At 61.6% G+C, this 26,299-nt stretch carries 28 protein-coding genes; 13 read left to right on the forward strand and 15 right to left on the reverse strand.

The window, feature by feature from the left end:
* Positions 1-168: 168 nt before the first annotated feature.
* The 4 genes from PSJE_RS23100 to PSJE_RS23115 all read left to right on the forward strand — a co-directional run bounded on the left by PSJE_RS23100 (position 169) and on the right by PSJE_RS23115 (position 2,284).
* The gene (locus tag PSJE_RS23100; protein ID WP_057714224.1) at positions 169-459 is read left to right on the forward strand and encodes a DUF7693 family protein; all 291 of its coding nucleotides are present in this window, start codon (positions 169-171) and stop codon (positions 457-459) included.
* An 81-nt stretch (positions 460-540) separates the two neighbouring features.
* Positions 541-1,113: a chorismate mutase gene (locus PSJE_RS23105; RefSeq protein WP_090456529.1), complete on the forward strand. Its 573-nt coding sequence runs from the start codon at positions 541-543 to the stop codon at positions 1,111-1,113.
* A 6-nt stretch (positions 1,114-1,119) separates the two neighbouring features.
* Complete coding sequence (locus tag PSJE_RS23110; RefSeq protein ID WP_090456531.1) at positions 1,120-1,863, forward strand: SGNH/GDSL hydrolase family protein; 744 nt, start codon at positions 1,120-1,122, stop codon at positions 1,861-1,863.
* Positions 1,856-2,284 (forward strand): nuclear transport factor 2 family protein, encoded by a 429-nt coding sequence (locus PSJE_RS23115; RefSeq protein ID WP_090456533.1) that lies wholly within the window; start codon positions 1,856-1,858, stop codon positions 2,282-2,284. Before PSJE_RS23110 ends, PSJE_RS23115 begins: the two co-directional genes overlap by 8 nt.
* A gap of 139 nt (positions 2,285-2,423) precedes the next feature.
* Here the strand turns inward: PSJE_RS23115 and PSJE_RS23120 are convergent, their stop codons facing one another.
* Genes PSJE_RS23120 through PSJE_RS23135 form a run of 4 tightly spaced genes read right to left on the reverse strand, consistent with a single transcriptional unit; the run spans position 2,424 to position 6,664 of the window.
* Positions 2,424-3,548 (reverse strand): agmatine deiminase family protein, encoded by a 1,125-nt coding sequence (locus tag PSJE_RS23120; RefSeq protein ID WP_090456535.1) that lies wholly within the window; start codon positions 3,546-3,548, stop codon positions 2,424-2,426.
* Positions 3,549-3,596: 48 nt separating this feature from the next.
* Entirely contained in the window at positions 3,597-4,697 is a 1,101-nt protein-coding gene (locus PSJE_RS23125) for an extracellular solute-binding protein (protein WP_090456537.1), read from the reverse strand.
* Position 4,698: 1 nt separating this feature from the next.
* Positions 4,699-5,607 carry an N-carbamoylputrescine amidase gene (gene aguB / locus PSJE_RS23130; protein WP_090456539.1) on the reverse strand — a complete coding sequence of 303 codons (909 nt, stop codon included), beginning with the start codon at positions 5,605-5,607 and terminating at the stop codon, positions 4,699-4,701.
* Between the two features lie 4 nt (positions 5,608-5,611).
* On the reverse strand, positions 5,612-6,664 hold the full coding sequence (locus tag PSJE_RS23135; protein WP_090456540.1) for an agmatine deiminase family protein: 1,053 nt from the start codon (positions 6,662-6,664) through the stop codon (positions 5,612-5,614).
* Between the two features lie 134 nt (positions 6,665-6,798).
* Between PSJE_RS23135 and PSJE_RS23140 the strand changes: the two genes are divergently transcribed.
* A complete protein-coding gene (locus tag PSJE_RS23140; RefSeq protein WP_090456542.1) occupies positions 6,799-7,674 on the forward strand; it encodes a LysR substrate-binding domain-containing protein in 876 nt (291 codons plus the stop codon).
* On the opposite strand, the gene PSJE_RS23145 is transcribed toward PSJE_RS23140, so the two are convergent.
* From PSJE_RS23145 to PSJE_RS23170, 6 genes are all read right to left on the reverse strand, one after another.
* A complete protein-coding gene (locus PSJE_RS23145; RefSeq protein WP_057714215.1) occupies positions 7,675-8,064 on the reverse strand; it encodes a c-type cytochrome in 390 nt (129 codons plus the stop codon).
* Positions 8,065-8,301: 237 nt separating this feature from the next.
* The gene (locus tag PSJE_RS23150; protein ID WP_090456544.1) at positions 8,302-8,745 is read right to left on the reverse strand and encodes an arsenate reductase ArsC; all 444 of its coding nucleotides are present in this window, start codon (positions 8,743-8,745) and stop codon (positions 8,302-8,304) included.
* 24 nt (positions 8,746-8,769) lie between these two features.
* The gene (locus tag PSJE_RS23155) at positions 8,770-9,699 is read right to left on the reverse strand and encodes a Ppx/GppA phosphatase family protein (protein ID WP_090456546.1); all 930 of its coding nucleotides are present in this window, start codon (positions 9,697-9,699) and stop codon (positions 8,770-8,772) included.
* A 276-nt stretch (positions 9,700-9,975) separates the two neighbouring features.
* Positions 9,976-10,314, reverse strand: coding sequence for a hypothetical protein (locus PSJE_RS23160; RefSeq protein WP_057714212.1), 339 nt, complete (start codon positions 10,312-10,314; stop codon positions 9,976-9,978).
* Positions 10,315-10,381: 67 nt separating this feature from the next.
* Positions 10,382-11,044, reverse strand: coding sequence for an ATPase (locus PSJE_RS23165; protein ID WP_090456548.1), 663 nt, complete (start codon positions 11,042-11,044; stop codon positions 10,382-10,384).
* A gap of 182 nt (positions 11,045-11,226) precedes the next feature.
* Positions 11,227-11,562: a hypothetical protein gene (locus PSJE_RS23170; RefSeq protein WP_090456550.1), complete on the reverse strand. Its 336-nt coding sequence runs from the start codon at positions 11,560-11,562 to the stop codon at positions 11,227-11,229.
* A gap of 206 nt (positions 11,563-11,768) precedes the next feature.
* Here PSJE_RS23170 and PSJE_RS23175 point away from each other — a divergent pair, with 206 nt between their 5' ends.
* Positions 11,769-12,086 (forward strand): NIPSNAP family protein, encoded by a 318-nt coding sequence (locus tag PSJE_RS23175; protein WP_057714210.1) that lies wholly within the window; start codon positions 11,769-11,771, stop codon positions 12,084-12,086.
* 1 nt (position 12,087) lies between these two features.
* Here the strand turns inward: PSJE_RS23175 and PSJE_RS23180 are convergent, their stop codons facing one another.
* From PSJE_RS23180 to speB, 5 genes are all read right to left on the reverse strand, one after another.
* Positions 12,088-12,546 carry a GNAT family N-acetyltransferase gene (locus tag PSJE_RS23180; RefSeq protein ID WP_090456552.1) on the reverse strand — a complete coding sequence of 153 codons (459 nt, stop codon included), beginning with the start codon at positions 12,544-12,546 and terminating at the stop codon, positions 12,088-12,090.
* Between the two features lie 218 nt (positions 12,547-12,764).
* Positions 12,765-14,453, reverse strand: coding sequence for a choline dehydrogenase (gene betA, locus PSJE_RS23185; RefSeq protein WP_090457955.1), 1,689 nt, complete (start codon positions 14,451-14,453; stop codon positions 12,765-12,767).
* Positions 14,454-14,470: 17 nt separating this feature from the next.
* The gene (locus PSJE_RS23190; RefSeq protein WP_090456554.1) at positions 14,471-16,045 is read right to left on the reverse strand and encodes a purine-cytosine permease family protein; all 1,575 of its coding nucleotides are present in this window, start codon (positions 16,043-16,045) and stop codon (positions 14,471-14,473) included.
* A 283-nt stretch (positions 16,046-16,328) separates the two neighbouring features.
* Positions 16,329-17,837 (reverse strand): aldehyde dehydrogenase family protein, encoded by a 1,509-nt coding sequence (locus PSJE_RS23195; protein ID WP_090456556.1) that lies wholly within the window; start codon positions 17,835-17,837, stop codon positions 16,329-16,331.
* A 53-nt stretch (positions 17,838-17,890) separates the two neighbouring features.
* Positions 17,891-18,892 (reverse strand): agmatinase, encoded by a 1,002-nt coding sequence (speB, locus tag PSJE_RS23200; protein WP_057714206.1) that lies wholly within the window; start codon positions 18,890-18,892, stop codon positions 17,891-17,893.
* Positions 18,893-19,043: 151 nt separating this feature from the next.
* On the opposite strand from speB, the gene PSJE_RS23205 reads away from it, so the two are divergent.
* The 7 genes from PSJE_RS23205 (at position 19,044) to PSJE_RS23235 (ending at position 26,286) form a co-directional block, all read left to right on the forward strand.
* A complete protein-coding gene (locus PSJE_RS23205; protein ID WP_090456558.1) occupies positions 19,044-19,958 on the forward strand; it encodes a LysR family transcriptional regulator in 915 nt (304 codons plus the stop codon).
* Between the two features lie 68 nt (positions 19,959-20,026).
* A complete protein-coding gene (locus PSJE_RS23210; RefSeq protein WP_090456560.1) occupies positions 20,027-21,535 on the forward strand; it encodes a sigma-54-dependent transcriptional regulator in 1,509 nt (502 codons plus the stop codon).
* Positions 21,536-21,939: 404 nt separating this feature from the next.
* Complete coding sequence (gene gcvH, locus PSJE_RS23215) at positions 21,940-22,323, forward strand: glycine cleavage system protein GcvH (protein WP_057714203.1); 384 nt, start codon at positions 21,940-21,942, stop codon at positions 22,321-22,323.
* Positions 22,324-22,364: 41 nt separating this feature from the next.
* Positions 22,365-23,621, forward strand: a complete 1,257-nt coding sequence (glyA, locus tag PSJE_RS23220) for a serine hydroxymethyltransferase (protein ID WP_057714202.1) — start codon at positions 22,365-22,367, stop codon at positions 23,619-23,621.
* Between the two features lie 167 nt (positions 23,622-23,788).
* Complete coding sequence (gene lipA / locus PSJE_RS23225) at positions 23,789-24,778, forward strand: lipoyl synthase (RefSeq protein ID WP_090456562.1); 990 nt, start codon at positions 23,789-23,791, stop codon at positions 24,776-24,778.
* A 33-nt stretch (positions 24,779-24,811) separates the two neighbouring features.
* Positions 24,812-25,570 carry a M15 family metallopeptidase gene (locus PSJE_RS23230; protein WP_090456564.1) on the forward strand — a complete coding sequence of 253 codons (759 nt, stop codon included), beginning with the start codon at positions 24,812-24,814 and terminating at the stop codon, positions 25,568-25,570.
* A complete protein-coding gene (locus PSJE_RS23235; protein ID WP_090456566.1) occupies positions 25,567-26,286 on the forward strand; it encodes a L,D-transpeptidase family protein in 720 nt (239 codons plus the stop codon). Before PSJE_RS23230 ends, PSJE_RS23235 begins: the two co-directional genes overlap by 4 nt.
* Positions 26,287-26,299 lie beyond the last annotated feature (13 nt).

Here is a 26,299-nt window from a genome sequence, read left to right on the forward strand (position 1 = left end):
GTGGGAGCGAGCTTGCTCGCGATGGCGGTGTGTCAGGCGCCATCGATGTTGGATGTGCCGGCCTAATTGCGAGCAAGCTCGCTCCCACAAGGTTATTTGGCGTTTCCGGGCTTTTTTGCAGGCTGATGATCTATCCTGTGCCTCCCCGATTCAGCCCCGGAGACACCTGTGCCCGCCCTCACCGCCCGCGAGGTTTACCAGCCGTTGCGCGATGCCGCTCAAGGCATTTGCACCTTCAAGCGAGTCGACGACGCCTGCGAGCCTGACCATGTACAGGTCGACATCGACGGCTGGCGCCTGACGCTCGACGTCGACGCCGGTCACCTGCGCCACTGCCTGCACGGCCAAAGCCCCGATGGCCGAGAATATGTGTTCGACAACGGGCAGCGCTTCGGCACCGACCCGGTGAGTTTGCTCAGCACCTGGGAGCTGGCGCAGATTGAACGGCTGCTGGCCTGAATCTTTCGCAACCTGTCGTTCCCTGGCCGCACTTGTGATACACAAGCCGGAGTGATTTTCGCGTCCAAGGAGGTTCTGCCCATGCCCCGTTCCCTGCGCCTGCCGCACTGGCTGGCCTGCGCCTTGCTCGGTTTGCTCGCTGGCAGCGCCCAGGCCGGCACGACACCCCCGGCACCCGATGCCTTGCAGCCCTTGCTGGCGACGATGAATGAGCGGTTGAACATCAGCGAACTGGTGGCGCTGAGCAAGTGGGACAGCGGCAAACCGGTCCAGGACAACACCCGGGAAGCGCAGGTCATCGCCAACGCCAGGAAGCAGGCGTCCGAGCGCAAGCTTGACCCCGACGATGTCGCCGTCCTGATCGCCGCCCAGATTGAAGCCAGCAAACTGGTGCAATACGGCCGGCTCGCACAATGGCAAGCGGCGCACAAGGCACCGGACACGCCACGGCCAGACCTGGGCAACGACATCCGGCCCAAGCTCGACAACCTGCAGAACCTGCTGCTCACGCAGTACGCCGCGTTCCTGCCCTACCGCAACGACCCGAACTGCCCGCAATGGCTGGCCACCGAACGTTCCGCGCTGATCAAGGATTATTTGCATGGCCAGGCGATGATTCGTGCGACCGGGGAGCTGTGTATTGCAGGGCGATAACGTCAAATGAGCCACATTGAAACCCTCGCCAAAATCCTGCTCGGCCCGTTGTTGCTGGCCCAGGGCCTGTATACGCGGCGGGTGACGCCCAAGTTGCCGGAGGCCGAAGGTGACCGCCAGGGCGAGGCCGGCAGCGGTGACGTGCTGCGCTTGTTGATTGTCGGCGACAGCGCCGCAGCGGGGGTGGGTGCGGCGACTCAAGGTGAAGCCCTCAGTGGTCGGCTGGTCGCGCGCCTGGCCGATGATTACCAGTTGTCGTGGAAACTCTGGGCGCACTCGGGGCTGGATTCACAAGGGTTGCTGGAGCTGCTCGAACAGCACGCCCCCGAGCCGTTCGATGTGGCGCTGTTGTCGATTGGCGTCAACGATGTCACCAGCTCTCTCACCCTGGATCAGTGGCTCGCTCGGCAACGGCGCTTGATGGCGCTGCTGTGCGATAAATACGCGGTGAGGCAGATCGTGGTGTCGCCGCTTCCGCCGATGCATTTGTTCCCCGCGCTGCCCCAGCCGCTGCGCTGGTTTCTGGGTTTCAGGGCGCGGCGGTTCAATGCACATCTTGCGGATCTGGCCGCACGCCTGGATCAATGTACGATGCTGACCACCCCGCTGGCGCCCGAACCGGGCTTGATGGCCAGCGATGGTTTTCATCCGGGGCCGATGCTTTATCGGCAATGGGCTGACGATGCCGCCAGGGTGATCGACCAACGCTTTCGCACCACAACAATAAAAACAGGAGTTGAAGATGTCTGAGCTGAAACTGAACCCCAATGTCGCAGCGTCCCTGAAGCAGTGGCACGCGATGCTCGACAACCGCGACTTGAGCGGTTTGCCCGAAATGCTCGATCCGCAGGCGGTGTTCCGTTCGCCGATGGCGCACACGCCGTATCCGGGAGCGCCGGTGGTGTCGATGATCCTCAATACGGTCATGGACGTGTTCGAGGATTTTGCCTATCACCGTGAGCTGGCGACGGCGGATGGCTTGAACGTGATTCTCGAATTCAGCGCCAGGGTCGGCGAGAAAGAACTGAAGGGTATCGACATGATCCGCTTCAACGAACAGGGCAAGATTGTCGAGTTTGAAGTGATGGTGCGGCCGCTCAGTGGCTTGCAGGCGCTGGGTGAGGAAATGGGGCGGCGGTTGGGGGCTTACCTGAAGGCCACAAAAGCCTGACATCCTGATCCCCCCTGTAGGAGCGAGCTTGCTCGCGATGGGCGTTAACAAAAACGCGTGCTTGCTGGCTAAACGCGGCGCTCTTGAGTCCATCGCGAGCAAGCTCGCTCCTACAGGTTTTGTGTAAAACCGGAAGTCATCACACCATCGGCTGGTGACTGGTCACGCAGTGAATGCCGCCACCGCCTGCGGAGATCGCGTCGATGTCGAGTTGCACCACCTTGCGCTGCGGGTAGAGTTCGGACAGCAGGTCGAAGGCCTTGGCATCGGCTTCTTCGTCGCCGAATTGCGGAGCGATGATCGCGCCGTTGATCACGAAGTAGTTGATGTAGCCCGCGGCGAAGTCCGGGTTGTCGTTGCTGAACCGGCTGTTGCGCGGGTTGAGCGGCGGCGACACGGTATGCACCTGCAACTTGCGGCCATCGGCATCCGTGGCGTTTTCCAGGATCTGCAGATGGGCGCGAGTGACCTTGTAGTCGTAGGACTCGGGGTCGTTGTCGAGGTTGGCGATGACCACGCCGGGCTTGACGAAACGCGCATAGAAATCGACGTGGGCGTCGGTGATGTCCTTGCCCTTGATGCCCGGCAGCCAGATGATTTTGCGCAGCCCCAGGCGCTCTTTCAGTTCTGCCTCGACCTCGGCCTTGCCCCTGTCAGGATTGCGGTTGCGGTTGATCCAGCTGCTTTCGGTCATGATCCCGGTGCCGTGGCCATCCACTTCGATGCCACCGCCCTCGCCCACCAGTTCGCTTTGCTGGTAATCCGCCTTGGCGTTTTCGGCGACCAGGGTAGCCAGTTGCGCATCGTCCGCGTGCTGCTGTTTGTTGCCCCAGCCGTTGAAGTTGAAGTCCACGGCGCCGAGGTCGCCGTTGCCATCGACGACAAAATTGGCGCCGATGTCACGCATCCAGATGTCATCCAGTTCGGTGATCACGAAGGTGGTGTTGTGGCTGCCGCATTTGGCTTCGGCCAGGCGCCGTTCGCTCTGGCGACAGAACACGGTGACCGGTTCGTGTTCGGCAATGCTGCGGGCGATCCGGCCAAGGGCGTCTTGCACGTGGGGCGTGAAGTCCTCCCAGATCGCGGCCTGTGCCCCGAAGGCGATGAAGGCCCGCTGGTGTTTGTCCCCTTCATCGGGCATGTACCAATTGCCTTTGTCGGCCGCTCGCACCGGCAGGCCGGCAAAACCCAATCCCATGGACGCCACCGTGCCCATTGCGGCTGCGACCGATACCTGCTTGATGAATGTTCGACGTGTCGGCATGTGATTTCCTGAAATCGAGGTTTGGCCGGCCCTCGGGCCGGCCGATGATCATTTGACTGTAGCGGTCTTGAACTTGGTCCAGGTGCGCATGCGTGCCCGCATGTCGGCCTGGGGAATGTCCTTGCCGGGAATCAGCCGAGCGTAGGTGGCATCATCGAGGTAGATGTCCGGGTTGTTGCGCATCGCGACATCGACATCCGGTCGTGCCTTGGCGTTGGAGGTCGGGTAGCCGGTGAAGTTGCTGATGGCTGCCATGTTTTGCGGGCGCATCACGAAGTTGATGAACGCGTAGGCGTACTCCGGATGCCGGGCGTCGACGGGAATGGCCATGGTGTCCATCCACACCGTGGTGCCTTCGCGGGGGATGCGGTAGTGGAAGGCGGTTTTCTTGCCGGCACTGTCAGACGTGCGTTGCGCCTGGGTCATGTCGCCGCTGTAGCCGAGGGACATGCACAGGTTGCCGTTGACCAGGTCGGTCACCGGTTGCGACTGGAACTTGCGAATGTACGGCCGCAGTTTCATCAGCAAGTCACTGGCCGCCGCCAGGTCCGCCGGCTTGGCGCTCCTCGGGTCGCGGCCCAGGTAATTGAGCACCACCGCCAGCACTTCGTCCGGCGAGTCGATCATCGAGATGCCGCAGTCGGCGAATTTCGCCGCCAGTTCCGGTTTGAACAGCATGTCCAGGCTGTCGACCGGCGCATCCGGCGCACGCTGGGCGATCTGCCCGGCGTTATAGGTCAGGCCGATGGTGCCCCAAGTGTACGGGACCGTGGCCTGGCGCGACTGCTCATAGTGCGAGCGCAATTTCTGCAACCCCGGCTCGACGTCGTTCAGAGCAGTAAGTTTTGACTGATCCAAGGGCTGCAAACTGCCGGCGCGCATCAGGCGTTCGGCCACGGTGTCACCGGGGAAGATCAGGTCGTAGCCGCTGCCGCCAGCGAGCATTTTCGCTTCCAGGGTTTCACTGCCGTCCATCACGTCGTAGATCACTTTGATCCCGGTTTCGGCGGTGAACTTGCTCAAGGTGTCCTCGGCGAAATAGTCGGCCCAGTTGTACAGCCGCAGGGTTTTCTCCTCGGCGTGCAACGCAGGCACCGCACAGCTCAGCGTCAGCCCCATGGCCAGGCACAGCTTGTTGATCGTGTTCATGTCACACCCCTTGGGTTGCCCAGCGTGAGTGGATCTGACGACCGTCCTGGGTCAACAAAGCGCCGTACATTTCCGGACGGCGATCGCGGTAGATACCCCAGGTCAGGCGGTCCTCGCGCATGGCCGCCAGGTCCAGGCTGTGGACCAGCACGCCGGTGCTGTCGCGGTCGGCTTCGGCGAGCAACTTGCCCTTGTGGTTGCAGATGAACGACGAGCCATAGAAGCTCATTTGCAGAGTCGGGTCGGTGGTCGCCGCTTCCCGGCCGACCCGGTTGGCCGCCACCACTGGGAGCAGGTTGGCGGCGGCGTGGCCGCGCATGGTCATCTGCCAGTGATCCCGGGAATCGAGAGTGGCACAACCCGGTTCGGAGCCGATGGCCGTCGGGAACAACAGCACTTCGGCCCCCATCAACGCCAGGCAGCGAGCGGTTTCGGGGAACCACTGATCCCAGCAGATGCCTAGGCCGATGCGCCCGAACGCGGTATCCCAGACCCGGAAACCGCTGTCGCCGGGGCTGAAGTATTCTTTCTCCTGATAGCCGATGGCGTTGGGGATGTGGGTCTTGCGGTACACACCCAACAGGCGCCCGTCGGTGTCGGCCACGCTCAGTGAGTTGAAGTAGGCGTTGCCGGCCTTCTCATACCAGCTCAGCGGCAGCACCACGCCCAACTCTTTCGCCAATGCGGCGAAGCGCTGGAGCACGTGGCTTTCGCGATACTCCTCGGCCAGTGCCAGGTGTTTGTGGTGTTGCTCGATGCAGAAATACGGCGTGGCGAACAGCTCCTGCAACAGGATGACCTGCGCGCCCTTGGCCGCCGCTTCGCGGACCAGTTGCTCGGCCTGGTCGAGGTTGTGTTTCAGGTCCCAGGTGCAGGGCATCTGGGTGGTGGCGATGGTCAGCAGTGTCATGGCATCAACCCCGCACCGGCCAGGCCGGCTGTTGCTGGGTGATGCAATGCACACCGCCACCGCCATGGGCCAGATGGTTGATCCGCACCGGCACCACTTCACGACCGGGGAACGCCTGCGCCAGCACTTCGGCAGCGACCTTGTCGGCATCGATGCCGTAGGCCGGCATGATGATCGCACCGTTGGCGATATAGAAATTGGTGTAGGAGGCGCAGAACACTTCGGCCTCGGTGTCCACTGCATCGGTGGCTTCGAACAGTTCGATCAGTTCGAACTGGCGGCCTTGGGCGTCGGTGGCCAGTTCAAGGGCGCGGCGGTTCTCCCGGGCCACTTCGGCGTACACCGATTGCTTGTCGTGGGTGGCGTCCACCAGCAACACGCCGGGACGGGCAAAGGCGCACACGCCATCGACGTGGCCGTCGGTCATGTCGCCGGTCACATAGTCCGGATCGCCCGGCAGCCAGATGGTTTTCTTCACGCCCAGCAGTCGGGTGAAGATCTCTTCGATCTCGGCCTTGGTCACGCCCGGGTTGCGATTGGGGTTGAGCAACACCGATTCAGTAGTGATCAGTGTGCCCTCGCCGTCCACATGAATCGCGCCGCCCTCGTTGCTCAGCGCCGTACCAAAACACTCCAGCCCCAAATGGTTGAGCGCACGACGGGCCAGGCTTTCGTCCAGCTCGTGGGCCGACTTGCCGCCCCACGCGTTGAATCGCCAGCTCACACCGGCCAGGCCTTGCTGCGGGTGGCAGACGAAGCTCGGGCCGGAGTCGCGGCACCAGCTGTCGTTGACCGCCAGTTCGATCAACTCGATGTTCGGCCCGCACAACGCCTTGGCGCTGGCGACGGCTGAAGGATCGACCACCAGTTTCACCGGTTCGAAGCGGGCGATGGCGTTGGCCACCCGGGCGAAATCTTCTTGAACCTGTGGCAGTGTCACCCGCCAGCCTGACTCCCACAGGGTCTTGTTGTGCGGCCAGACCATCCAGGTGGCGGCGTGAGTGACCCACTCGGCCGGCATCGTCCAACCGCTGTTTTGAGTTACGTTCTGCTGCATGACAAGCACCTCTGAGTTAAGTCATTGTGTTCAATGAAAACGGCCTTGGCGGTCTTGGCATGCATGCTACGGCTGGAAAAACGGGCAAACAAACGATGGATTTTGCAGACAACTAATTAGAGGAGCTTATCAATATGCTCAAACACTGGCCGCCCCTGAGCACCCTGCGCGGCTTCGAAGCCGCCGCCCGGCTGGGCAGTTTTCACAAGGCTGCCGACGAGTTGCACCTCACCCAATCGGCGATCAGCCAGCAGATCCGCAGCCTTGAGGCGTACCTGGAACAACCGCTGTTCTATCGCAGCGGGCGCAGCGTCAGCCTGACCGATGCCGGGCACGATCTGCTGAGCACCACCCAGGCGTTGTTGCAGCAACTGGCGGTGGGCATTCGCCGCTTGGGGCAATACCAGAAGCCCAATCAACTGGTACTCAACACCACCCCGGCGTTTGCCCGGCACTGGTTGTTGCCACGGTTAGGGGATTTCCGCCGACAGCATCCGCAGGTCGATCTGTGGATTTTCAGCACCGATGAAGTGCCGGACATGGCCAGCCAGACCATCGACCTGGCGGTGCGCGACGACATCAGTTCCCAGGCCGAATGCAGTTTCAAGGTGCTGCACGCCGACCGCCTCTACCCGGCGTGTCACCCGAGCCTGTTGGCCGTGCCCGTGGAACAGCGCACCACCCTGCATGGCGAGCGGGAAATGGACTGGAGCCACTGGGCGGTGGAATCGGGCATAGATGTGGGGCAGATGGATCAGGGGCTGAATTTTTCCGATCCGGGTTTGCTGCTGGACGCGGCCTGTACCGGACTGGGCATTGCGCTGGTGAGCCAGTTGCTGAGTCGACAGGCGCGGGCCACCGGGCTGTTGCAGCCGATGGTGGAGCAAACCATCCGCGGCCCGAACTGGGCGCTGCTGACCCACCGTGACAGCGAGAACATCCCGATGGCGCGGGCCTTCACCCAGTGGCTGGTCGACAACCTGGCGGCCGAGCAGCAGACCACGGCGTGATCATTGCGCCGGGAAAGTTTGCAGGTAGGCCAGCAGGTCTTCGATTTTTTCCGGGTCACTGAGGCCCCAGAAAATCATGCGGGTGCCGGGGACGACTTTCTTCGGCGCTTCGAGGTAGGCGATCAGGGTTTCGCGGTCCCAGACCAGGTTGGCGGATTTCATCGCGTCGGAATACACGTAGTCCGTGGTGACGGCGGAATGGCGACCGATCACGCCATTGAGTTGCGGGCCAAAGAAGGCGCGAGCCGATTCACCGATCTGATGGCAGCCGCTGCAGAGGCGCTTGTACACTTTCTCCCCGGCCTGGACATCGCCCGCAGCAAGGGTGGGTGTGCTGAACAGGCCCGCGGTGAGCGCCGAGGCGAGGGTCAGTGCTGCGAGTTTCTTCATGTTCCGTTTCCAGTCGGGTGTTGCCGGATGGCTATTGGAACATGCGGGCCGGGGATATCCCAAGTGGTCAAATGGACGCAATCCCTGTGGGAGCGGGGCTTGCTCGCGAAAGCAGTAAGTCCAGCCACCTACGATGTTGAATGTGAAGGCCTCTTCGCGAGCAAGCCCGCTCCCACAGGGGGCCTGCGCTCATCATGATGGTTGTGACCGATGAGGGTAGACGGTGTTCGAGGGTTTTCAGCAATCGCTGACTGACGGCGCCTGGGGCACGGGGCGGGTTTTCACGGTGACGAACATTTTGATGCGGTCACCGATTTCCTGGAGGGTATGGCGGAACGGGTCGTGTCTTTCGCTGGTGGTCGGGTCTTCGAAGCTCCAGACCATCACTTCACCGGTAAACGGCATGCGTGAGGCCTCTTCGCAAGACTTGTCGCACAGGGTGATGACGTAGTCGAATTCCTGACCTTCGAAATCTTCGAGGGACTTGCTGCGCAAGCCGCTGGCATCGACACCGATGTGATCGAGGGATTCGAATGTGCGCGGGTCGATCTCGCTGGCCTCAAGCCCGGCGCTGAAGGCCTGGAAGTCGGCAGGATCGGTGTGGCGAAGCAGGGCTTCAGCCATGGGTGAGCGGACATCGTTTCGGGCGCAGACGAACAGCACGCGACGGGGGTCGGTCATGGGTTTACCTCGGCTGGCAGGTTTTTAGTGTTTGCTCATCAATCCATGCAGAACGCCGAACCGCAGACCCGGTTCAGACGCAATCATGTGCGTGATCCCGAACACCTTGAATGCCGCCAGCATCACCACCAGACCGCCGGGCAGAATGCTCAGGCGGTGGATGGGCAAACCGGCCAACTTGAGGTGTTTCACATGTTTGACTTCCAGCAGGCGCAACGACAGGCGCAACAGGCCACCGTAGGTGATGCCGCCTTGGCCGTCATCATTGAGGCCATTGGCCTTGAGCACCTTGGCCAGCATCCGCGCCGTCCCTGAAGAACCGATCGCCTGCTGCCAACCCATGGCGCGATAGCGGCGGGCAATGCGTTCGAATTGCACGGTGGCTGCACGTTCGGCCTCCAGCAGCGCTTCGGCCACGATCCGCCCGCCGTGGAAGTAATGCGCACCGAAGGTGCCGCTGCCGATGGCAATGCTCTCGGTGACCAGCAACTGGTCGCCACGGCCGATGATCATTTCCGTGGAGCCACCGCCGATATCCACCACCAGCCGCGTGGTTTGCGCCGGCAAGGTGTGGGCGACGCCGGCGTAGACCAGTTGCGCCTCTTCGTGACCGGAAATGACGTCGATGCGAAAGCCCAGGTGCCGCTCGGCACTGGCCAGGAACAGCGGCGCATTGTCCGCTTCGCGTACCGCGCTGGTGGCCACCGCCCGCACGCGCCCGGCCTCGAAGCCGCGCAGTTTCTTGCCGAATCGCGCCAGCGCCTGCCAGCCACGGTCCAGCGCCAATTCATCGAGCGCCCCGCCCTGCAGGCCCTCGGCCAGACGCACCGGTTCACGCAGGGTTTTCACTTCCTGGATGACCATCTGCTGGTTCCGTCTCACCGACTGGCCAATCATCAGGCGAAACGCATTGGAACCCAGGTCGATGGCGGCAAACAGCGGGGCGTCTTTCATATGGGGTTCCTTGCACATTCATCTGCCGGCGGACTGACGGCCGCCAGTCACTCAAAACGGATTGCGAGGATCTTGCCATTGCTTCGATGACACCCGGATGACAGGCCTGGAGTTCTGAGCCACACCACAACACTGGCAGGATTTTCGGCATCCTGATGGATGGCCGTGAAGCTGTCATCGAATCGTCATGGACCGAGCGCCATACTCAGTCCATCCAATGCGTGCTTTAACTTTCCGCTGCCAGTCCCGGCAGCTTTTTTTTGCCTGAAATTGCCCTTACAAACACTCCTGCGCCGCACGCTCGAACGTCGACGGCACGAAGGTCGACGCCAGCAGCTTGCGCTCGTACAGGAATACCTTGCCGCCGTTCGAGGCTTTATAGGTTTCAAGCACGTTGTCCGCCGACACTTTGCTTGATACGACGATCCGGTAGCTGCGCTGGGTCTGCGACACCGTTGGGTTGAGCGCATCGTGCTGCAACTTCGGCACCACGCAATGGGTGTACTCCTCCGGCGACTTGCTGGTCTGCAAGGTCATGGTCGGATCGTTCGGCGTGGCACAACCGGCCAGCAGCAGCGAAGCGAAGGCCAGGGTCGGGGCAAAAACAGTGCGCATGAATCAGGTCCTGAATAGAAATCCACGGTGGATCGGGTTGCCCGCCGCTCAATGGACGTCGGGCTTGTTAATTTGTTGTTGCGGTCAATCCGGCGGTTACCAGCGCCTTCAACGATGCATCGAACTGTTTCAGCGCGGTCAGTTGCAGGTCGCGTTGCTGTTCGATTTGCGCGGCGATCTCGGGCGCGGTCTTGTCATGCACCCATACCGACGGCAGTTGTTTTTCCACCGCGCCTTCGGCCTTGCCGATGTACTGCAGGTTGGCGTCGTAGAACCGCGCGGCGAAACGCGCCTCGACCCGGTCGTTACGCTGGGTCAGCAACTGGTTGTGGGTATCGAGCATCACCACCACATCGGGATGGGCCTGCACCAGGGCATCGAGATTTTCGTAGACCGTCACCGACAGAAAAGTGTGGTGCAACGAACCCATCAGCCAGTCGATGGCCAGGGCCGGATCGGAACTGTTGACGAACGCCTGGCGAATCCGTGTATCCAGTGCGTTTTTCGCACCGTTGACGGCCACCGAGTGGTATTGCTCAAGGTATTGCAGGTTTTCCACAGTGTTGTCGCTGTAGAGCACCCCGACCGTCTGACCGTATTGCAGCCCGCTGTGACCGCCGGTGATCGGCGGCAGATGGCAGGCGCGTGCATCTTCGGCAAAGGCCGATGCGGTGGACGCAACACTGCCCAGCAACAGGGCAATCACAGCCAGTCGGGTCAAGATATTCATCGCGCAGGTTCCTTGAGCAGCGTGTTCAATGCAGGCAATTTTCCGCCTTTGCGCACAAAACAGAACTTGCGATTCTTGATGGTGACTATTGATTGAACCAATAGTGTGGCGGCGGGGTTCCCGCGGGCGAAAAAAAGCCCGGCTCGACCGGGCTTTTCACGTCAAGGCGACAGGTATTGCGTTTATTGAACGTTCTTCAGCTTAACCACATCACCGGAAATCTTGGTGGTGTAACCCGTCAGGACCCACGCCCAGAACCAGCGCTCCTGCACCTGTGTGTTGATCATGGCATCGCCGCCTTTGGCCTTGATTGCCTCGTCCTGTGCGCGCACAAAACGACTGTTCTGACGGATCGGGATGATGCCAAACAACAACAGGCCGGTGGCGCTCGCTTCACTGTGACCCAGCACGGTGTACTGACTGCTGTCGTAATGCTGGGTATTCATCGGGGCACTGTTGCAACCGGCCAGTACCAGACCGAACAGGGTAACGGCAGCCACTTTACTGAGGTATTTCACTGAACAACTCCAGAGGGGGAACGCCCGAGATCAATTCTCGGGCGGTGCGCATCCTAGCGAAAATGATGCCTCATTAACATCACCCTTGAAGCTGACCACAGCAATAGTGTTCAGTTGGCGCAAATTTACCGGTCTATGGCGCATACATTGCTGTGGCGACAGCTGCAATCAGCGGATAGTCAGACGCTTTATCAAGGAGAGAAAAAATGGTCACTTGCTACTTGAAATACGTGCTCGATCCCTACCAGCTCGAAGCGTTCGAGCACTACGGCAAGTTGTGGATTCCCCTGGTGGAAAAGTTCGGCGGCCAGCACCACGGCTACTTTTTGCCGTCGGAGGGTGCCAACAACATCGCCCTGGCGCTGTTCACCTTCCCCAGCCTGGCGGCGTACGAACATTACCGGCAGCAGTCGATGAACGATCCAGAGTGCATCGCAGCCTTCAAGTACGCCGAGGAGAAGAAATTCATCCTCAGCTACGAGCGATCGTTCATGCGGCCGGTGTTTGGCGAGCAGGCGCGCTGAGTCAGCCTTTTTGCAGATCCAGGCAATAGGTGTAGTAACCGGGGTCGCGCACCCAGCCCAGGGATTCATACAGACGCTGGGCGGTGACGTTGTCGGTGGCGGTTTCCAGGGTCATGCCTTTGCCACCGGCCAGCTTCGCAAAATCCCGGGCGGTGTTCATCAGCAAGGTGCCGACGCCTTTGCCCCGGGCGGCGGGTGTGGTGAACAGGTCACCGAGCAGCCAGGTGCGATGGGCGTCGATCGAGGAAAAGGTCGGGAACAGCTGGACGAAGCCGAGGTTTTCACCATCGCTGTCCCGGGCAAGAAAAATCACCGATTCATCCCGGGCGAGGCGCTCGGCGATGAAAGCGCGCGATTGCGAAAGGTTCGACGACTGCTGGTAGAACATCCGGTAGGCGTCAAACAAAGGGGCGATCTGGTCGATGTGCGATGCGTCGGCGCGCAGGGCCTGAATAGCCATGAGGGTGCTCCATTGCGGTCTCAAGGAATTACAGACTAGCAATGGCGAGGCAACAGCGACGTAAAATTTTCTGAAAGCACCGCCGCCTACTGTGGGAGCGGGCTTGCTCGCGAAGAGGCCGTGTCAGTCGACATAAATGTTGAATGACACGCCGCTTTCGCGAGCAAGCTCGCTCCCACATTAGATTTCCACATTGGATTGCGGATTGCGGATTGCGGTCAGACCCGCACATTACGCCCCGGCAGCGAAGTACGCTGGCTGCTTTCCCAGCCCTCGACCAGCCCCACCGGCACATCCGCCGACGGCAGCATCTGCACGCCACGCACCAGGTCGGATGCCCGCTCGGCAAGCATGATGGTCGGCGCATTGAGGTTGCCGTTCGGCTCAGTCGGGAACACCGACGAATCGATCACCCGCAGACCGGCGATACCACGCACGCGCAATTCGGAATCGACCACCGCCATGTCGTCCTCGCCCATGCGACACGAACCGCACGGATGGTAGGTGCTTTCAAGGTTGTCACGCACGAAGGCGTCGAGGTCTTCATCGCTGGTCACTTGCGCGCCCGGGGCGATTTCGCCGTCGCGGAAGCGGTCCATGGCTTTCTGGCCAATGATCTCGCGGGTCAGGCGAATGCAGCGGCGGAAACCTTCACGGTCCTCTTCCCGCTCCAGATAGTTGAAGCGGATTTCCGGATGCTCGTACGGATCGGCCGAGCGCACGCGCACATAACCACGGCTTTTCGGTTTGTTCGGCCCGGTCAGCACCATGAAGCCGTGGCCCTTGATCGGTTTGTTGCCGTCGTAGCGCATCGCCGCCGGCAAAAAGTGGAACTGGATGTCCGGCCAGCGCAGGCCCTTCTCGGAGCGAATGAAACCACCGGCCTCGAAATGGTTGGTTGCGCCCAGGCCGTCCTTGAACAGCAGCCAGCGCAGACCGATCATCAGCTTGCTCAGCGGGTCCATCTTGCTGTTGAGGGTCACCGGCTCCTTGCAACCGAACTGGATGTACACCTCGGCGTGATCCTGCAGGTTCTCCCCTACCCCCGGCAGGTCATGGCGTACGCCGATCCCGGCCTTGCGCAGGACGTCCGCCGGGCCGATGCCCGAGCGTTGCAGCAGGTGCGGCGAACCGATCGGCCCGGACGAGATCAGCACTTCGCGGTTGCAATACACCTGGTGGGTCTGGCCGCCGTGGTCATACATGACCCCCACCGCACGCTTGCCTTCGAGGATGACCTGGCGCGTCATCGCATGGGTGATCACCGTCAGGTTCGGACGGCCCATGGCCGGGCGCAGATAGGCGTTGGCCGTGGAGCAGCGCACGCCGTTCTTCACAGTCATGTGCATGGCGCCGAAACCTTCCTGCATGTAGCCGTTGCAGTCTTCGGTCTTGATGTAGCCAGCTTCCGCGCCGGCTTCGACCCAGGCACCGTACAGCGGGTTTTTCATATGGTTGCCGTTGGTGGTGTGCAGCGGCCCGGTTTGCCCGCGATAGCTATCACCACCCGACTCGTAGCTCTCGGCGCGCTTGAAGTACGGCAGGCAGTTGCGATAGCCCCAGCCTTCGGCACCCAGGGATTCCCACTCGTCAAAGTCCAGTGCATGGCCACGGATGTACACAAGGCCATTGATCGACGACGAGCCGCCCAGCACCTTGCCCCGTGGGCAGTGAATGCGTCGGCCGTTGAGGTGGGTCTCCGGCTCGGTTTCGTAGCGCCAGTTGTACTTCTTGGTGTTCATCGGGATAGAGAAGGCACTGGGCATCTGGATCACTACGCTCTTGTCACTGCCGCCGAATTCCAGGACCAGCACCGAGGTGGCCGGGTCTTCGCTCAGGCGGTTGGCCAACACACAACCTGCCGAGCCTGCGCCAATGATGATGTAGTCGTATTTTTGCGTAGCCATTTTTTGCGTGGTCATGACTATCTCCCGACCGTTGATTCAGTGAATACCGGCATAGGCTGCTGTTTGTGGGTCAGCGTGTCGCCGGTGGTGTATTGCGGGGAGTTTTTCTCAATCTGCTGGATCACCGCCTCTTCGCGCTTGAGATCGATCGAGCGGCTCAACCAGTAGTACGCCAGGCCCGATACGATCAGCCCGACCAGCCAGGCGATGTCGATGCTGCCCAGCGCCTTGGCGAGCGGACCGACATACACCTCGCGCTGTTCAACGCCGTCGAAGATGTAGAAGAACGGGATCATCGAGATAAAACCGATGGCATAGGCGGCGATACCGCGCAGTCCCCAGCTGCCGTAAATGTTGCCGTGGGGCATGAAGAAGTGCGGGATGGCGTAGCGGCCCTTGCGCACGAAGAAGTAGTCGGTGAGGTTGACCGAGGTCCAGGGCACCAGGAAGTACAGCATCACCACCAGGTAGATCCCCAGTACCGACAGGCCTTTGCCGGAACTCTGGATGCTCAGGGCCACGCCCAGTTGCAGCAGGATCACGAAGCCGATGGCCAGGATGCGTGCCTTGCGGGTTGGCTCGATGTGCTTGATCGAGTCGACGCAGGTCAGCGTAGTCAGCTTGGCGCTGTAGATGTTCATCGCGATCACCGGCAGGAACGCCAGGATGGTGACGACCACCACCGCCGTGCCCACCAGCGGCGACACGGTGTTGCCGACTTGCCCGAGGGCCACCAGCACGTCAGTGGAGTGCAGGTGATCGGCCAGCCAGCCACCCACGGAAATCATCCACGCACCGGACAGCGACGCCCCAAGGAACACCACGGCGATCAGCTTGCCGCTGGAAGTATTCTTCGGCAGGTAGCGCGAGTAGTCCGACACATAAGGCGCATAGGCGATGTTGTAGCTGGCGGCCGCCGCAAACTGCGCGATGAAACCGGTCCAGTTGAAACCCAGCGGCTCCCGGGCCACTTCGCCCGCCGCCAGCGCCGGCATTACCGCGTCCGGCACCCAACCCATCAACACCGCCACGGTGACAAGGCCATACAGCGGCAGCGACAGGAACAACGCCCATTTGAAGCTGCGGTGCATCCAGTCATGGCCGAGAATCGCCAGCACCGCCGCCGGTATGGTCACCGCCACCGCGATCACTGCGGGGTTGAAGCCGAACAGCGTGTGCAGCCCCTGCATCATCAGCACCAGGTTGACGATGTTGAAGCCGGCGAACACGAACAGCGTCGCCAGTAGCACCAGGATCACCCCGCGATAACCGAACTGCGCGCGGGACTGGATCATCTGCGGCAGGCCAAGGTGCGGGCCTTGCGAGCCGTGAAACGCCATGAACAGCGTGCCGAACATGATGCCCAGCGTGCCGGCGAGCGTGGTCCACAGTGCGGTCAGGCCGACGCTTGGGCCAACGAAGCCGATGGTCATGGTGAAGAAGGTGAAATTGCCGAGGAACCAGAACGGGCCCTGGCTCGACAGTTTGTCGGTGCGCTCGTTCTCGGGGATGAAGTCGATCGAATGCCCCTCGACGACGGATTTTTCATCGAGGCTGGACACGCTCGGGGCGGACTTGGCGTTAGTGTTCATGACGGACTCTTATTGTTGGAAGATCATGACGAGATAACCGCGTTCTTTCGGGTGAACGACTCCCCTGTGGCCCTGAAAATGGGACTGCTGCGCAGTCCAGCGGGAGCAAGCTCCCTCGCCACAGGTTCAGTGTTGCCCGTGCCTACCTGGCGTTGTTGCTGGAACCGAAAACCTGTGGGAGCGAGCTTGCTCGCGATAGCGGAGGGTCAGGCAACACAGATGTCGAATGTGCAACCGTCATCGCGAGCAAGCTCGCTCCCACAGGAATTGAGTCAGCCCTGACTCAAGGCAGCGTGATCCACACCGCCTTGGTTTCGAGCAGGTAATCGAGCTGCTCGGCGCCCAGGTCCTTGCCGAATCCGGACTGCTTGTAGCCACCGAACGGCATCGACGGATCGAGGGTGCCGTGGGCGTTGACGTAGACCGAACCGGCCTTGAGGCGCGGGATCAGGCTGTGCACTTTCCCGAGGTCGTTGGAATACAGTGCCGCCGCCAGGCCGTAAGGCGAGTCGTTGGCCAGGGCCAGTGCCTCTTCTTCATCGTCGAACGGTGCGGTGACCAGCACCGGGCCGAAGATCTCTTCCTGGACAATGCGCATGTCGTTGCGGCAATTAGCGAAAATGGTCGGCTCGACGAAGAAGCCAGGGCCATCGACCGGTTGACCGCCGTAGACCAGTTCGGCGCCTTCGGCTTTGCCGGTTTCGATGTACTCGGTCACGCGCTGCTTTTGCAGCGCCGAGACCAGCGGGCCGATGAAGCAGTCCGGGTCCAGGCCCGGGGCCATTTTCAGGGTGCGCGTGTAGGCGATCAGCTCACGCAGGAATTCGTCGTAGACGCTGCTATGAATATAGGCCCGCGTACCGGCGTCGCATACCTGCCCGGAGTTGAAAAACACGCCGTTGGCAACCGCTTGGGCGGCGGCCGGGATGTCGGCGTCGGCACAGACGATGACCGGTGATTTACCACCGAGTTCAAGGGTCAGCCGCTTCATGTCATCCAGCGCTGCGCGGCCGACAGTCTGGCCGACCGGGGTCGATCCGGTGAAGGTCAGTTTGTCGATGCCGGGATGGGTGGCCATGGCCGCGCCGACCACGCTGCCGCGCCCGGTGACGATGTTGATCACGCCGTCAGGGATGCCCGCTTCCTGCACCAGTTCAGCGAAACGCAGGGCCGACAACGAAGTCAGTTCTGCGGGCTTGACCACCACGGTGCAACCGGTCGCCAGCGCCGCGCCGAGCTTCCAGGCCATGGTTTGCAGCGGGAAATTCCACGGCACGATGGCGCCGACCACACCTACCGCTTCCTTGCGGGTATAGGCCAGGTAGTTGCCCGGCAGCGAAGGTTCGACAGTACGGCCGTGCAGCTTGGTGGCCCAGCCGGCGAAGTAGCGCAGGGTATCCACGGTGCCCTGGATGTCCACGTCCTTGGCGAAGGCAACCGATTTGCCCATGTCGATGGATTCGATTTGCGCCAGTTCATCAGCGTTCTGTTCGATCAGGTCGGCCAGGCGCTGCATCATACGCTCGCGTTCCGCGGGTTTGGCCTGGCGCCAGGCGCCGCCGTCGAACTGGGCGCGGGCGGCTTGCACGGCGCGGTCCAGGTCATCGGTGGTGCCCATGGGAATGCGGGTGATCAGGCCTTCGGTCGAGGGCTCGATCACATCGGAGGTTTCGCCGTTGCTGGCCTCGACCCAGGCGCCGCCGATGAACATTTTCTGGACCTTGCAGAGGAAGGTCTGGGTGGCTTCGCTGACGCCGAATTTTTGCAGGTAACTTTTGACGATCGTGTCCATTTTTGTTCTCTCTGCCCGGCAGTCAGGGCCTGCCGGGTCACTGGTTTCGATGATCAGGCTGATGCGGTTTCGCTTTCGGCGGCCGCCCGCACCTTGCCTCGCTCGTGGAAGATGAAACCGATGCTGTTGAGCAGCAGTTGCGCGGCGAGAATCGAAGTCATGCCGGTCGGGTCGTAGACCGGAGCCACTTCCACCAGGTCCATGCCGACGATGTTGCCCTTGCTGCGCTTGGCCAGGGCCTGGATGATTTCCAGCACTTCGTAGTAGAGGAAGCCACCGTGGCTCGGGGTGCCGGTGCCGGGGGCGATGGACGGGTCGAAACCGTCGATGTCGATGGTGATGTAGTAGTTGATGTTCTGCGGGATCAGCGCCAGCACGCCTTCGACACCGAGACGACGCACATCGCGCACCGAGAGGATTTTCGAGCCGGCTTCGTGGGCCGCTTCGTAGTCATCACGGTTGGACGACGACACGTTGCGAATGCCCATTTGGGTCATGCCGACAATGTGGTTCATTTCCGAGGCACGGCGTAGCGGGTTGCCGTGGCCGTAGCGCACGCCGTGGCGCTCGTCGACGAAATCCAGGTGCGCATCGAAGTGAATGATGTGGATCGGGCCACGGCCCTCGAAGGCCTTGATCACTGGTGCGTGCACCGAATGGTCGCCGCCGAGAACAACCGGCATGACACCAGCGTCGAGGATCTTGCGCACGGCGTACTCGGTGTTCTTGTTGCTGGTAGCCATGTCGGTGTGGACGATGTCGGCATCACCGACGTCAACCATGCGCACGTCCGATGCGGTGAGGTACATCACGTCATCTTCATGATCGTAGGCGCCGGCGTGGCCGAAGGAAAACAGCGTCGATGCTTCGCGAATCCCGCGTGGTCCGAAGCGTGCGCCGGAGCGCCACTGGGTGCCCATGTCGTTGGGCACGCCGAGCACCGCGACGTCGGCATCCAGTGCATCCCAATCGGTGCACACCGGGGATTTGCCAAAGGTGCAATGACCCACGAATGGCAGGTTCAGGCGACCGGATTCATAACCGTTGTTCGACATTTCTAGCCTCTCCACTTCTTGTTATCGGCTTGACGGACTGCAAGGCGACCGCCGTTGGAAAGACTATGGGCGCAGGTTTTCGTGGAAAAAATGCTAAACATCAGATACTCATATCGGCATTCCCGATGCATCCACATGCCGGAGGTCCAAGATGATCCAGCTGCACGACGTCGACCTGAAACTGCTCAGGGTGTTTGCCACGATTGTGCGCTGTGGCGGTTTCTCGGCCGCGCAGGCGGCGTTGAATGCCGGGCAGTCGACCATCAGCGAACAGATGACCCACCTGGAAACCCGTCTTGGGGTGAAACTCTGCCAGCGTGGGCGCAGCGGCTTTCGCCTGACCGAACAAGGGGTGGCGATTCATGAAGCCACCCAGCGCCTGCTGTCGGCGGTGGAAAACTTCTGCATGGACGCCGACGTGCTCAAGCAGCACATCAGCGGCAAGCTCAACCTGGGGATCATCGACACCACGATTACCGACCCCGACTCGCCGATTCCGCGCACCACCCAGCGCTTCGTCTCCCGCGGGCATGACGTGCACCTGAACGTGTACGTCGGCACCCCGGCGGAACTCGAAGAACGGGTGCTCGACGGTCGCCTGCACCTGGCCATCGGGCACTTCCCGATCCATGTGCCGGGCCTGCTGCAATCACCGCTGTACCAGGAAGCCCTGGGCTTGTATTGCGGGCGGCGTCACCCGTTGTACGGCAGCCTCGCCGAAGGTGAGGAGCTGCTCGAAGAAGTCGCTGCGGGGCGCATCGTCGTGCGCGGCTACATGCAGCAATACGACCTCGAACATTTGGGCGTCAGCAAGGCGGCCGCCACCGTGGACAACATCGAAGCCACGGCGATCCTGATCATTTCCGGCGCCTACCTGGGTTTTCTGCCTGAGCACTTCGCCGCCCAGTGGGTCAAGAGCGGCGAGATGCACCAACTGGCGCCCGCGAGCCTGCGCCTGAAATCACCGTTCGACGTGATCACCCGTCGCGGCACGGCACCGCCACCGATCCTCCAGGCGTTCCTCGAGGACCTGGCCGCCAGCACCCGTAAAACCGGCAAGCCGTGAGGTGACACTCGCCAAATTCAAATTTTGCCGGGCATACTGATTCGGTTCGCCAACCTTGCAGGCCCGTCATGCGCATCCACGTCACCTTCATCGACCGCGTCGGAATCACCCAGGAAGTGCTGGCCCTGCTCGGTGGACGCAGTTTCAATCTGGACGCCGTGGAGATGGTGCCGCCGAACGTCTACATCGATGCGCCAACCCTCGGCGCCGAGGTGCTGGAGGAGTTGCGCGAGGCGCTTTTCGGTGTGCGCGGCGTGCAAGCGGTGACCATGGTCGACATCCTTCCGGGGCAACGCCGGCGTCTGCAACTGGACGCGTTGCTGGCAGCCAGTTCCGACCCGGTGCTGGCGGTGGATGACCGAGGTCATGTGCTGCTGGCCAACCCGGCACTGATCGCCCTGTGCGGGCGCGAACCGGCCGGTGAATCGCTGACCGCGCTGTTCGATGATGCCGATTTGCAACGCACCTTGATCGCTCACCATTTCCGCCTGCCGATGCACGAGGTCAGCCTCGGTGGCCAGACCTTGCTCCTCGACGCGATGCCGATCACCGACGCCGGCGCCCTGCTCACCTTGTATCAACCCAATCGCATCGGCGAACGCCTGTCGGCGCTGCACCATGACCATGCCGAAGGCTTCGATGCACTGCTGGGCGAATCACCGCCGATTCGCGCGCTCAAGGCTCGTGCCCAACGGGTGGCGGCCCTCGATGCGCCGCTGTTGATCCAGGGTGAAACCGGCACCGGCAAGGAGCTGGTGGCCCGCGCCTGCCACGCCATCAGCCCACGGCACGATGCGCCGTTTCTGGCCCTGAACTGCGCGGCACTGCCGGAGAGCCTGGCCGAGAGCGAGCTGTTCGGCTACGCCCCCGGCGCCTTCACCGGTGCGCAAAGGGGCGGCAAGCTCGGCCTGCTGGAACTGGCCGACCAGGGCACGGTGTTCCTCGATGAAGTCGGGGAAATGTCGCCGTACTTGCAAGCCAAGTTGCTGCGTTTTTTGAGCGATGGCTGCTTCCGTCGGGTGGGTGGCGACAAGGAAGTCCGGGTCAATGTGCGGGTGCTCAGCGCGACCCACCGTGACCTGGAAAAAATGGTCGCCGAAGGGCGTTTTCGCGAAGACCTGTTCTACCGCCTCAACGTGCTGAACCTGCAAGTGCCACCGCTGCGCGAGCGCGGTCACGACATCCTGTTGATGGCCAATCACTTCATGCAACAGGCCTGTGCGCAGATCCAGCGACCGGCGTGTCGTCTGGCACCGAGCACCTTCAGCGCCCTGCTCGGCAACCGCTGGCCGGGCAATGTGCGGCAATTGCAGAACGTGATCTTCCGTGCAGCGGCGATTTGCGAAAATCCGCTGGTGGACATCGACGACCTCGACATCGCCCGCACCGCCGTTGAACGGCAAAATGACGGCGAAGTCGGCAGCCTGGAAGAGGCTGTGGGTGGTTTTGAAAAGAACCTGCTGGAACAGCTTTATCGCAGCTACCCGTCCAGTAGGTTGCTCGCTGCACGATTGCAGACATCCCATAGCGCCATCGCGATTCGCCTGCGCAAATACGGGATTCCCGCCAAGCCCTGAGTTATCTGTCGGAACACATTGTCACCGACAACACATTCCCCTGTGGGAGCGAGCTTGCTCGCGATTGCGGTGTGACAGGCAAAATTGATATCGACTGACACGACCTCATCGCGAGCAAGCTCGCTCCCACAGGGGATCAGTGGTGTTGCTGAATTCTTCGTCTGTAAATCGATACAGCGTAGCGAAATCAAGACAATCCCTTCCACGCCTGCAATCACGGCGCTTGCCCCCAAGGCCATACCTGCTTGTATTGAATTCAATACGAGCGAGATGTCACAAACTTCGCACAAACGACTCAACCTATTGATTTAAAACAAATAAAAAACATTGGCACCACCCTTGCTATCACTCCTCCAACCCCGCTCGTCGCCCCGCCACGAGCCTTAAAACAATAAGGAGTTGAGATGAGCGAATTGCGTTTTACCGTCGATCACGAATGGCTGCGCCTTGAGAGCAATGGCCTGGTCACCGTCGGCATCACGGCGTTTGCCCAGCAGGCGCTGGGGGATGTGGTATTCGTTCAGGTGCCTGAGCTGGGTGCCTTCGATGCAGGCGCTGAAGTGTCGGTGCTGGAATCGGTGAAAGCCGCCAGCAGTATCGGCATGCCGCTGGACGGTGAAGTGGTCGAGATCAACGCGACACTGGAGAACACCCCGGAACTGGTCAACGAAGACCCATTGGGCGAAGGCTGGTTCTTTCGCTTCAAACCGGTCGATGTCCAGGCGTTGAGCGATCTACTGGATCAAGACGCCTATGAACGCCTGACCGCAGAACACGCCGACGCTTGAAGCCCCCTACGCATTTCCCGAATCCGAAAAAGGACCACACCATGTTCAGCAAGCACGACCAGATCAAAGGCTACGACGACGAACTGCTGGCGGCGATGAACGCCGAGGATGCACGGCAGGAACACCATATCGAACTGATCGCCTCGGAGAACTACACCAGCCAGCGGGTGATGCAAGCCCAGGGCAGCGGCCTGACCAACAAGTACGCCGAAGGCTATCCGGGCAAGCGCTATTACGGCGGTTGCGAGCACGTCGATGTGGTCGAGCAACTGGCCATCGACCGCGCCAGGCAGCTGTTCGGCGCCGATTATGCCAACGTCCAGCCGCACTCCGGCAGTCAGGCCAACGCGGCGGTTTATCTGGCCCTGCTGCAAGCCGGCGACACCGTGCTCGGCATGAGCCTGGCCCATGGCGGTCACCTGACCCACGGCGCCAAGGTGAGTTTTTCCGGCAAGCTCTACAACGCCGTGCAGTACGGCATCGACACCACCACGGGCCTGATCGATTACGACGAAGTCGAGCGCCTGGCGGTCGAGCACAAGCCGAAGATGATCATCGCCGGGTTCTCGGCCTATTCGAAGACCCTGGACTTCCCGCGCTTTCGCCAGATCGCGGACAAGGTCGGCGCGTACTTTTTCGTCGACATGGCCCACGTCGCCGGGCTGGTGGCGACCGGTCTGTACCCCAATCCCCTGCCCTACGCCGACGTGGTCACCACCACCACCCACAAGACCCTGCGCGGCCCCCGTGGCGGTCTGATTCTGGCCAAAGCCAATCCGGAACTGGAGAAAAAGCTCAACGCCGCGGTGTTCCCAGGTGGTCAGGGTGGCCCGCTGATGCACGTGATCGCCGCCAAGGCCGTGTGCTTCAAGGAAGCGCTGGAGCCGGCATTCAAGACCTATCAGTCGCAGGTGATCCGCAACGCCCAAGCCATGGCGCAGGTGTTTATCGAGCGTGGTTATGACGTGGTGTCCGGCGGCACCGACAACCATCTGTTCCTGGTCAGCCTGATCCGTCAGGGCCTGACCGGCAAGGACGCCGATGCCGCCCTCGGTCGCGCCGGCATCACCGTGAACAAGAACGCCGTGCCCAACGATCCGCAATCGCCGTTCGTGACCTCCGGCCTGCGCATCGGTACCCCGGCGATCACCAGCCGTGGCTTCAAGGAAGCGCAGAGCATTGCCCTGGCTGGCTGGATCTGCGACATCCTCGATCACCTTGGCGATGCCGATATCGAGGCCAATGTCGCACGGCAGGCTGCCGCCCTGTGTGCCGACTTCCCGGTCTATCGCGACTGATCACACCACACAAAAACCCTGTGGGAAAAACCCTGTGGGAGCGAGCTTGCTCGCGATGAGGCCAATACATTCAGCATTGATGTTGAATGAAAGTCCGCCATCGCGAGCAAGCTCGCTCCCACAGGTTCCGTGCCCTGCCTGATTAGCTGTCTGCACAAGGAAAAACCATGACTGTCATTGCTGAAGCGGCGCAAAAAGGTCCAGCCAAAGTAGAGGTCGGCACCAAACTGCGCGGTGCGCAAAAGGTTGCGCGGATTCCGGTGAAGATCATTCCCACGGATGAATTCCCGCGCAAACCCGACTGGATTCGCGTGCGCATGCCGATCTCTCCCGAGGTCGACCGCATCAAGCAACTGTTGCGCAAACACAAGCTGCACAGCGTCTGCGAAGAGGCGTCCTGCCCGAACCTGGGCGAGTGCTTCTCCGGTGGCACGGCGACCTTCATGATCATGGGCGACATCTGCACCCGTCGCTGTCCGTTCTGCGATGTCGGCCATGGCCGGCCCAAGCCGCTGGACGCCAACGAGCCGATGAACCTGGCCGTGGCCATCGCCGAGCTGCGGCTGAAGTACGTGGTGATCACCTCGGTTGACCGCGACGATTTGCGCGACGGTGGCGCCCAGCACTTTGTCGATTGCCTGCGCGAGATCCGCAAGCTGTCGCCCGGCATTCAACTGGAAACCCTGGTGCCGGATTATCGCGGACGCATGGACGTGGCCCTGGCGATCACCGCCAATGAACCGCCGGATGTGTTCAACCACAACCTGGAAACCGTACCGCGCCTGTACAAGGCCGCGCGGCCGGGTTCGGACTTCGAGTGGTCGCTGGACCTGCTGCAGAAATTCAAGCAGATGATGCCGCACATTCCGACCAAATCCGGCCTGATGCTGGGCCTTGGCGAAACCGACGAGGAAGTCATCGAGGTCATGCAGCGCATGCGCGAGCACGATATCGACATGCTGACCCTCGGCCAATACCTGCAACCCTCGCGCAGTCACTTGCCGGTGCAGCGCTTCGTGCACCCGGACACCTTTGCCTGGTTCGCCGAAGAAGGCACGCGCATGGGCTTCAAGAACGTGGCGTCCGGGCCGCTGGTGCGTTCGTCCTATCACGCCGATCAACAACTTCATGGAGGTACGGACGGTTTCAAGCCATGATGGAATGACTGGTCATGCATGGAGCCGTTTCCGATGTCGCGTTCACCCTGTCTGTTGTTGCTGTGCCTGAGCCTTGCCACGCCGTGCATGGCCGACGAGTCGAAACCCGGGCACATGGTGTATGTGCGCAGCGTAGACCCGGGCATCGCGCAGGACATCCGCTACGCCAGCGCGCACAACTTCACCGGGCACCCGCTCGACGGCTACCAGGCGGCGGAGTGCCTGCTGTCGGAGGATGCGGCGAAGGCGTTAGCCCGAGTGCAAAACTCACTGAAAGCCGAAGGCTACGGCTTGAAGGTATTCGACTGCTATCGCCCGACCCGCGCGGTGGCGGACATGGGACGCTTCGCCAGCGAACCCGGCGACCCGCTCAAGACCGAGTTCTATCCACGGGTCGACAAGCAGGACTTCTGGCGCCTGGGTTATGTGGCCCGGGTGTCCAATCACTCCCGAGGCAACACCGTCGACCTGACCCTGACCGGCCCCGACGCCCTGCCCGCCGACACCTGGACACCTTCGGCGATACCGGCGGATTGCACCGCCCCCTACGGCGAGCGCTGGCACGACGGCGCGCTCGACATGGGCACCGGTTTCGATTGCTTCGATGAGCGCGCGCACACCGACTCGGCGCTGATCAACGCCACCGCCAAGGCCAATCGCCAGCGGCTGACCAGTGCCATGGCCAAGGAAGGCTTTGTGGGTTATTCGGCCGAGTGGTGGCACTTCACGTACAGCGGGAATCCGCCGAAGCCGGATGTCATGAACTTCCCCATCACGCCGCTCGCACCATGAACATTCTGCTCAAGACCCTGTTGGTAGCGTTGTTTCCGCTGGCCGCAATGGCCCAGGGACTCGACGGCAGTGACCAACTGATCGTGGTCACCAGTAAAGGCTGGGATGACATCCAGGGTACTGCCCAGCGCTATGAACGGCACGGGCAGACCTTCCAGAAATTCGAAGCGCCCTTTGCAGTGGTGCTCGGCAAGAATGGCATGGGCTGGGGCAAGGGCCAACTCAACTCCGGGCGACCTGAAGGGCCGATCAAAAAGGAAGGCGACGGCAAGGTGCCGGCCGGGATGTTCAGCCTGGGCACGGCGTTTGGCTACGAGCCTTCGGCCAATACCCGCCTGCCCTATCTGGCGCTGACAGCGACCATCGAATGCGTGGACGACAGCCAGTCGGCTCGCTACAACGAGCTGGTCGACAGCTCGGTCATTGCAAGAGACTGGAACAGTTCCGAACGCATGCGCCGCAGCGATGACTTGTATCGCCAGGGCATTTTCATCCGGCACAACACCCTGGCCACTCCCGCTGCCGGATCATGCATTTTCTTCCACATCTGGCGGGGACCCACCGCACCGACTCGCGGCTGCACCGCCATGGCCCCGGCGGATATCGCGCGGTTGTTCAACTGGCTGGACCCGGGAAAATCCCCGATGCTGGTGCAACTGCCCGAAGCGCAGTACGAACAGTTGCGCCAGCGCTGGGAACTTCCCGAACGCGAGTAAACGCTGAACCCTG

This window comes from Pseudomonas jessenii (assembly GCF_002236115.1).
GTDB lineage: Bacteria > Pseudomonadota > Gammaproteobacteria > Pseudomonadales > Pseudomonadaceae > Aquipseudomonas > Aquipseudomonas jessenii.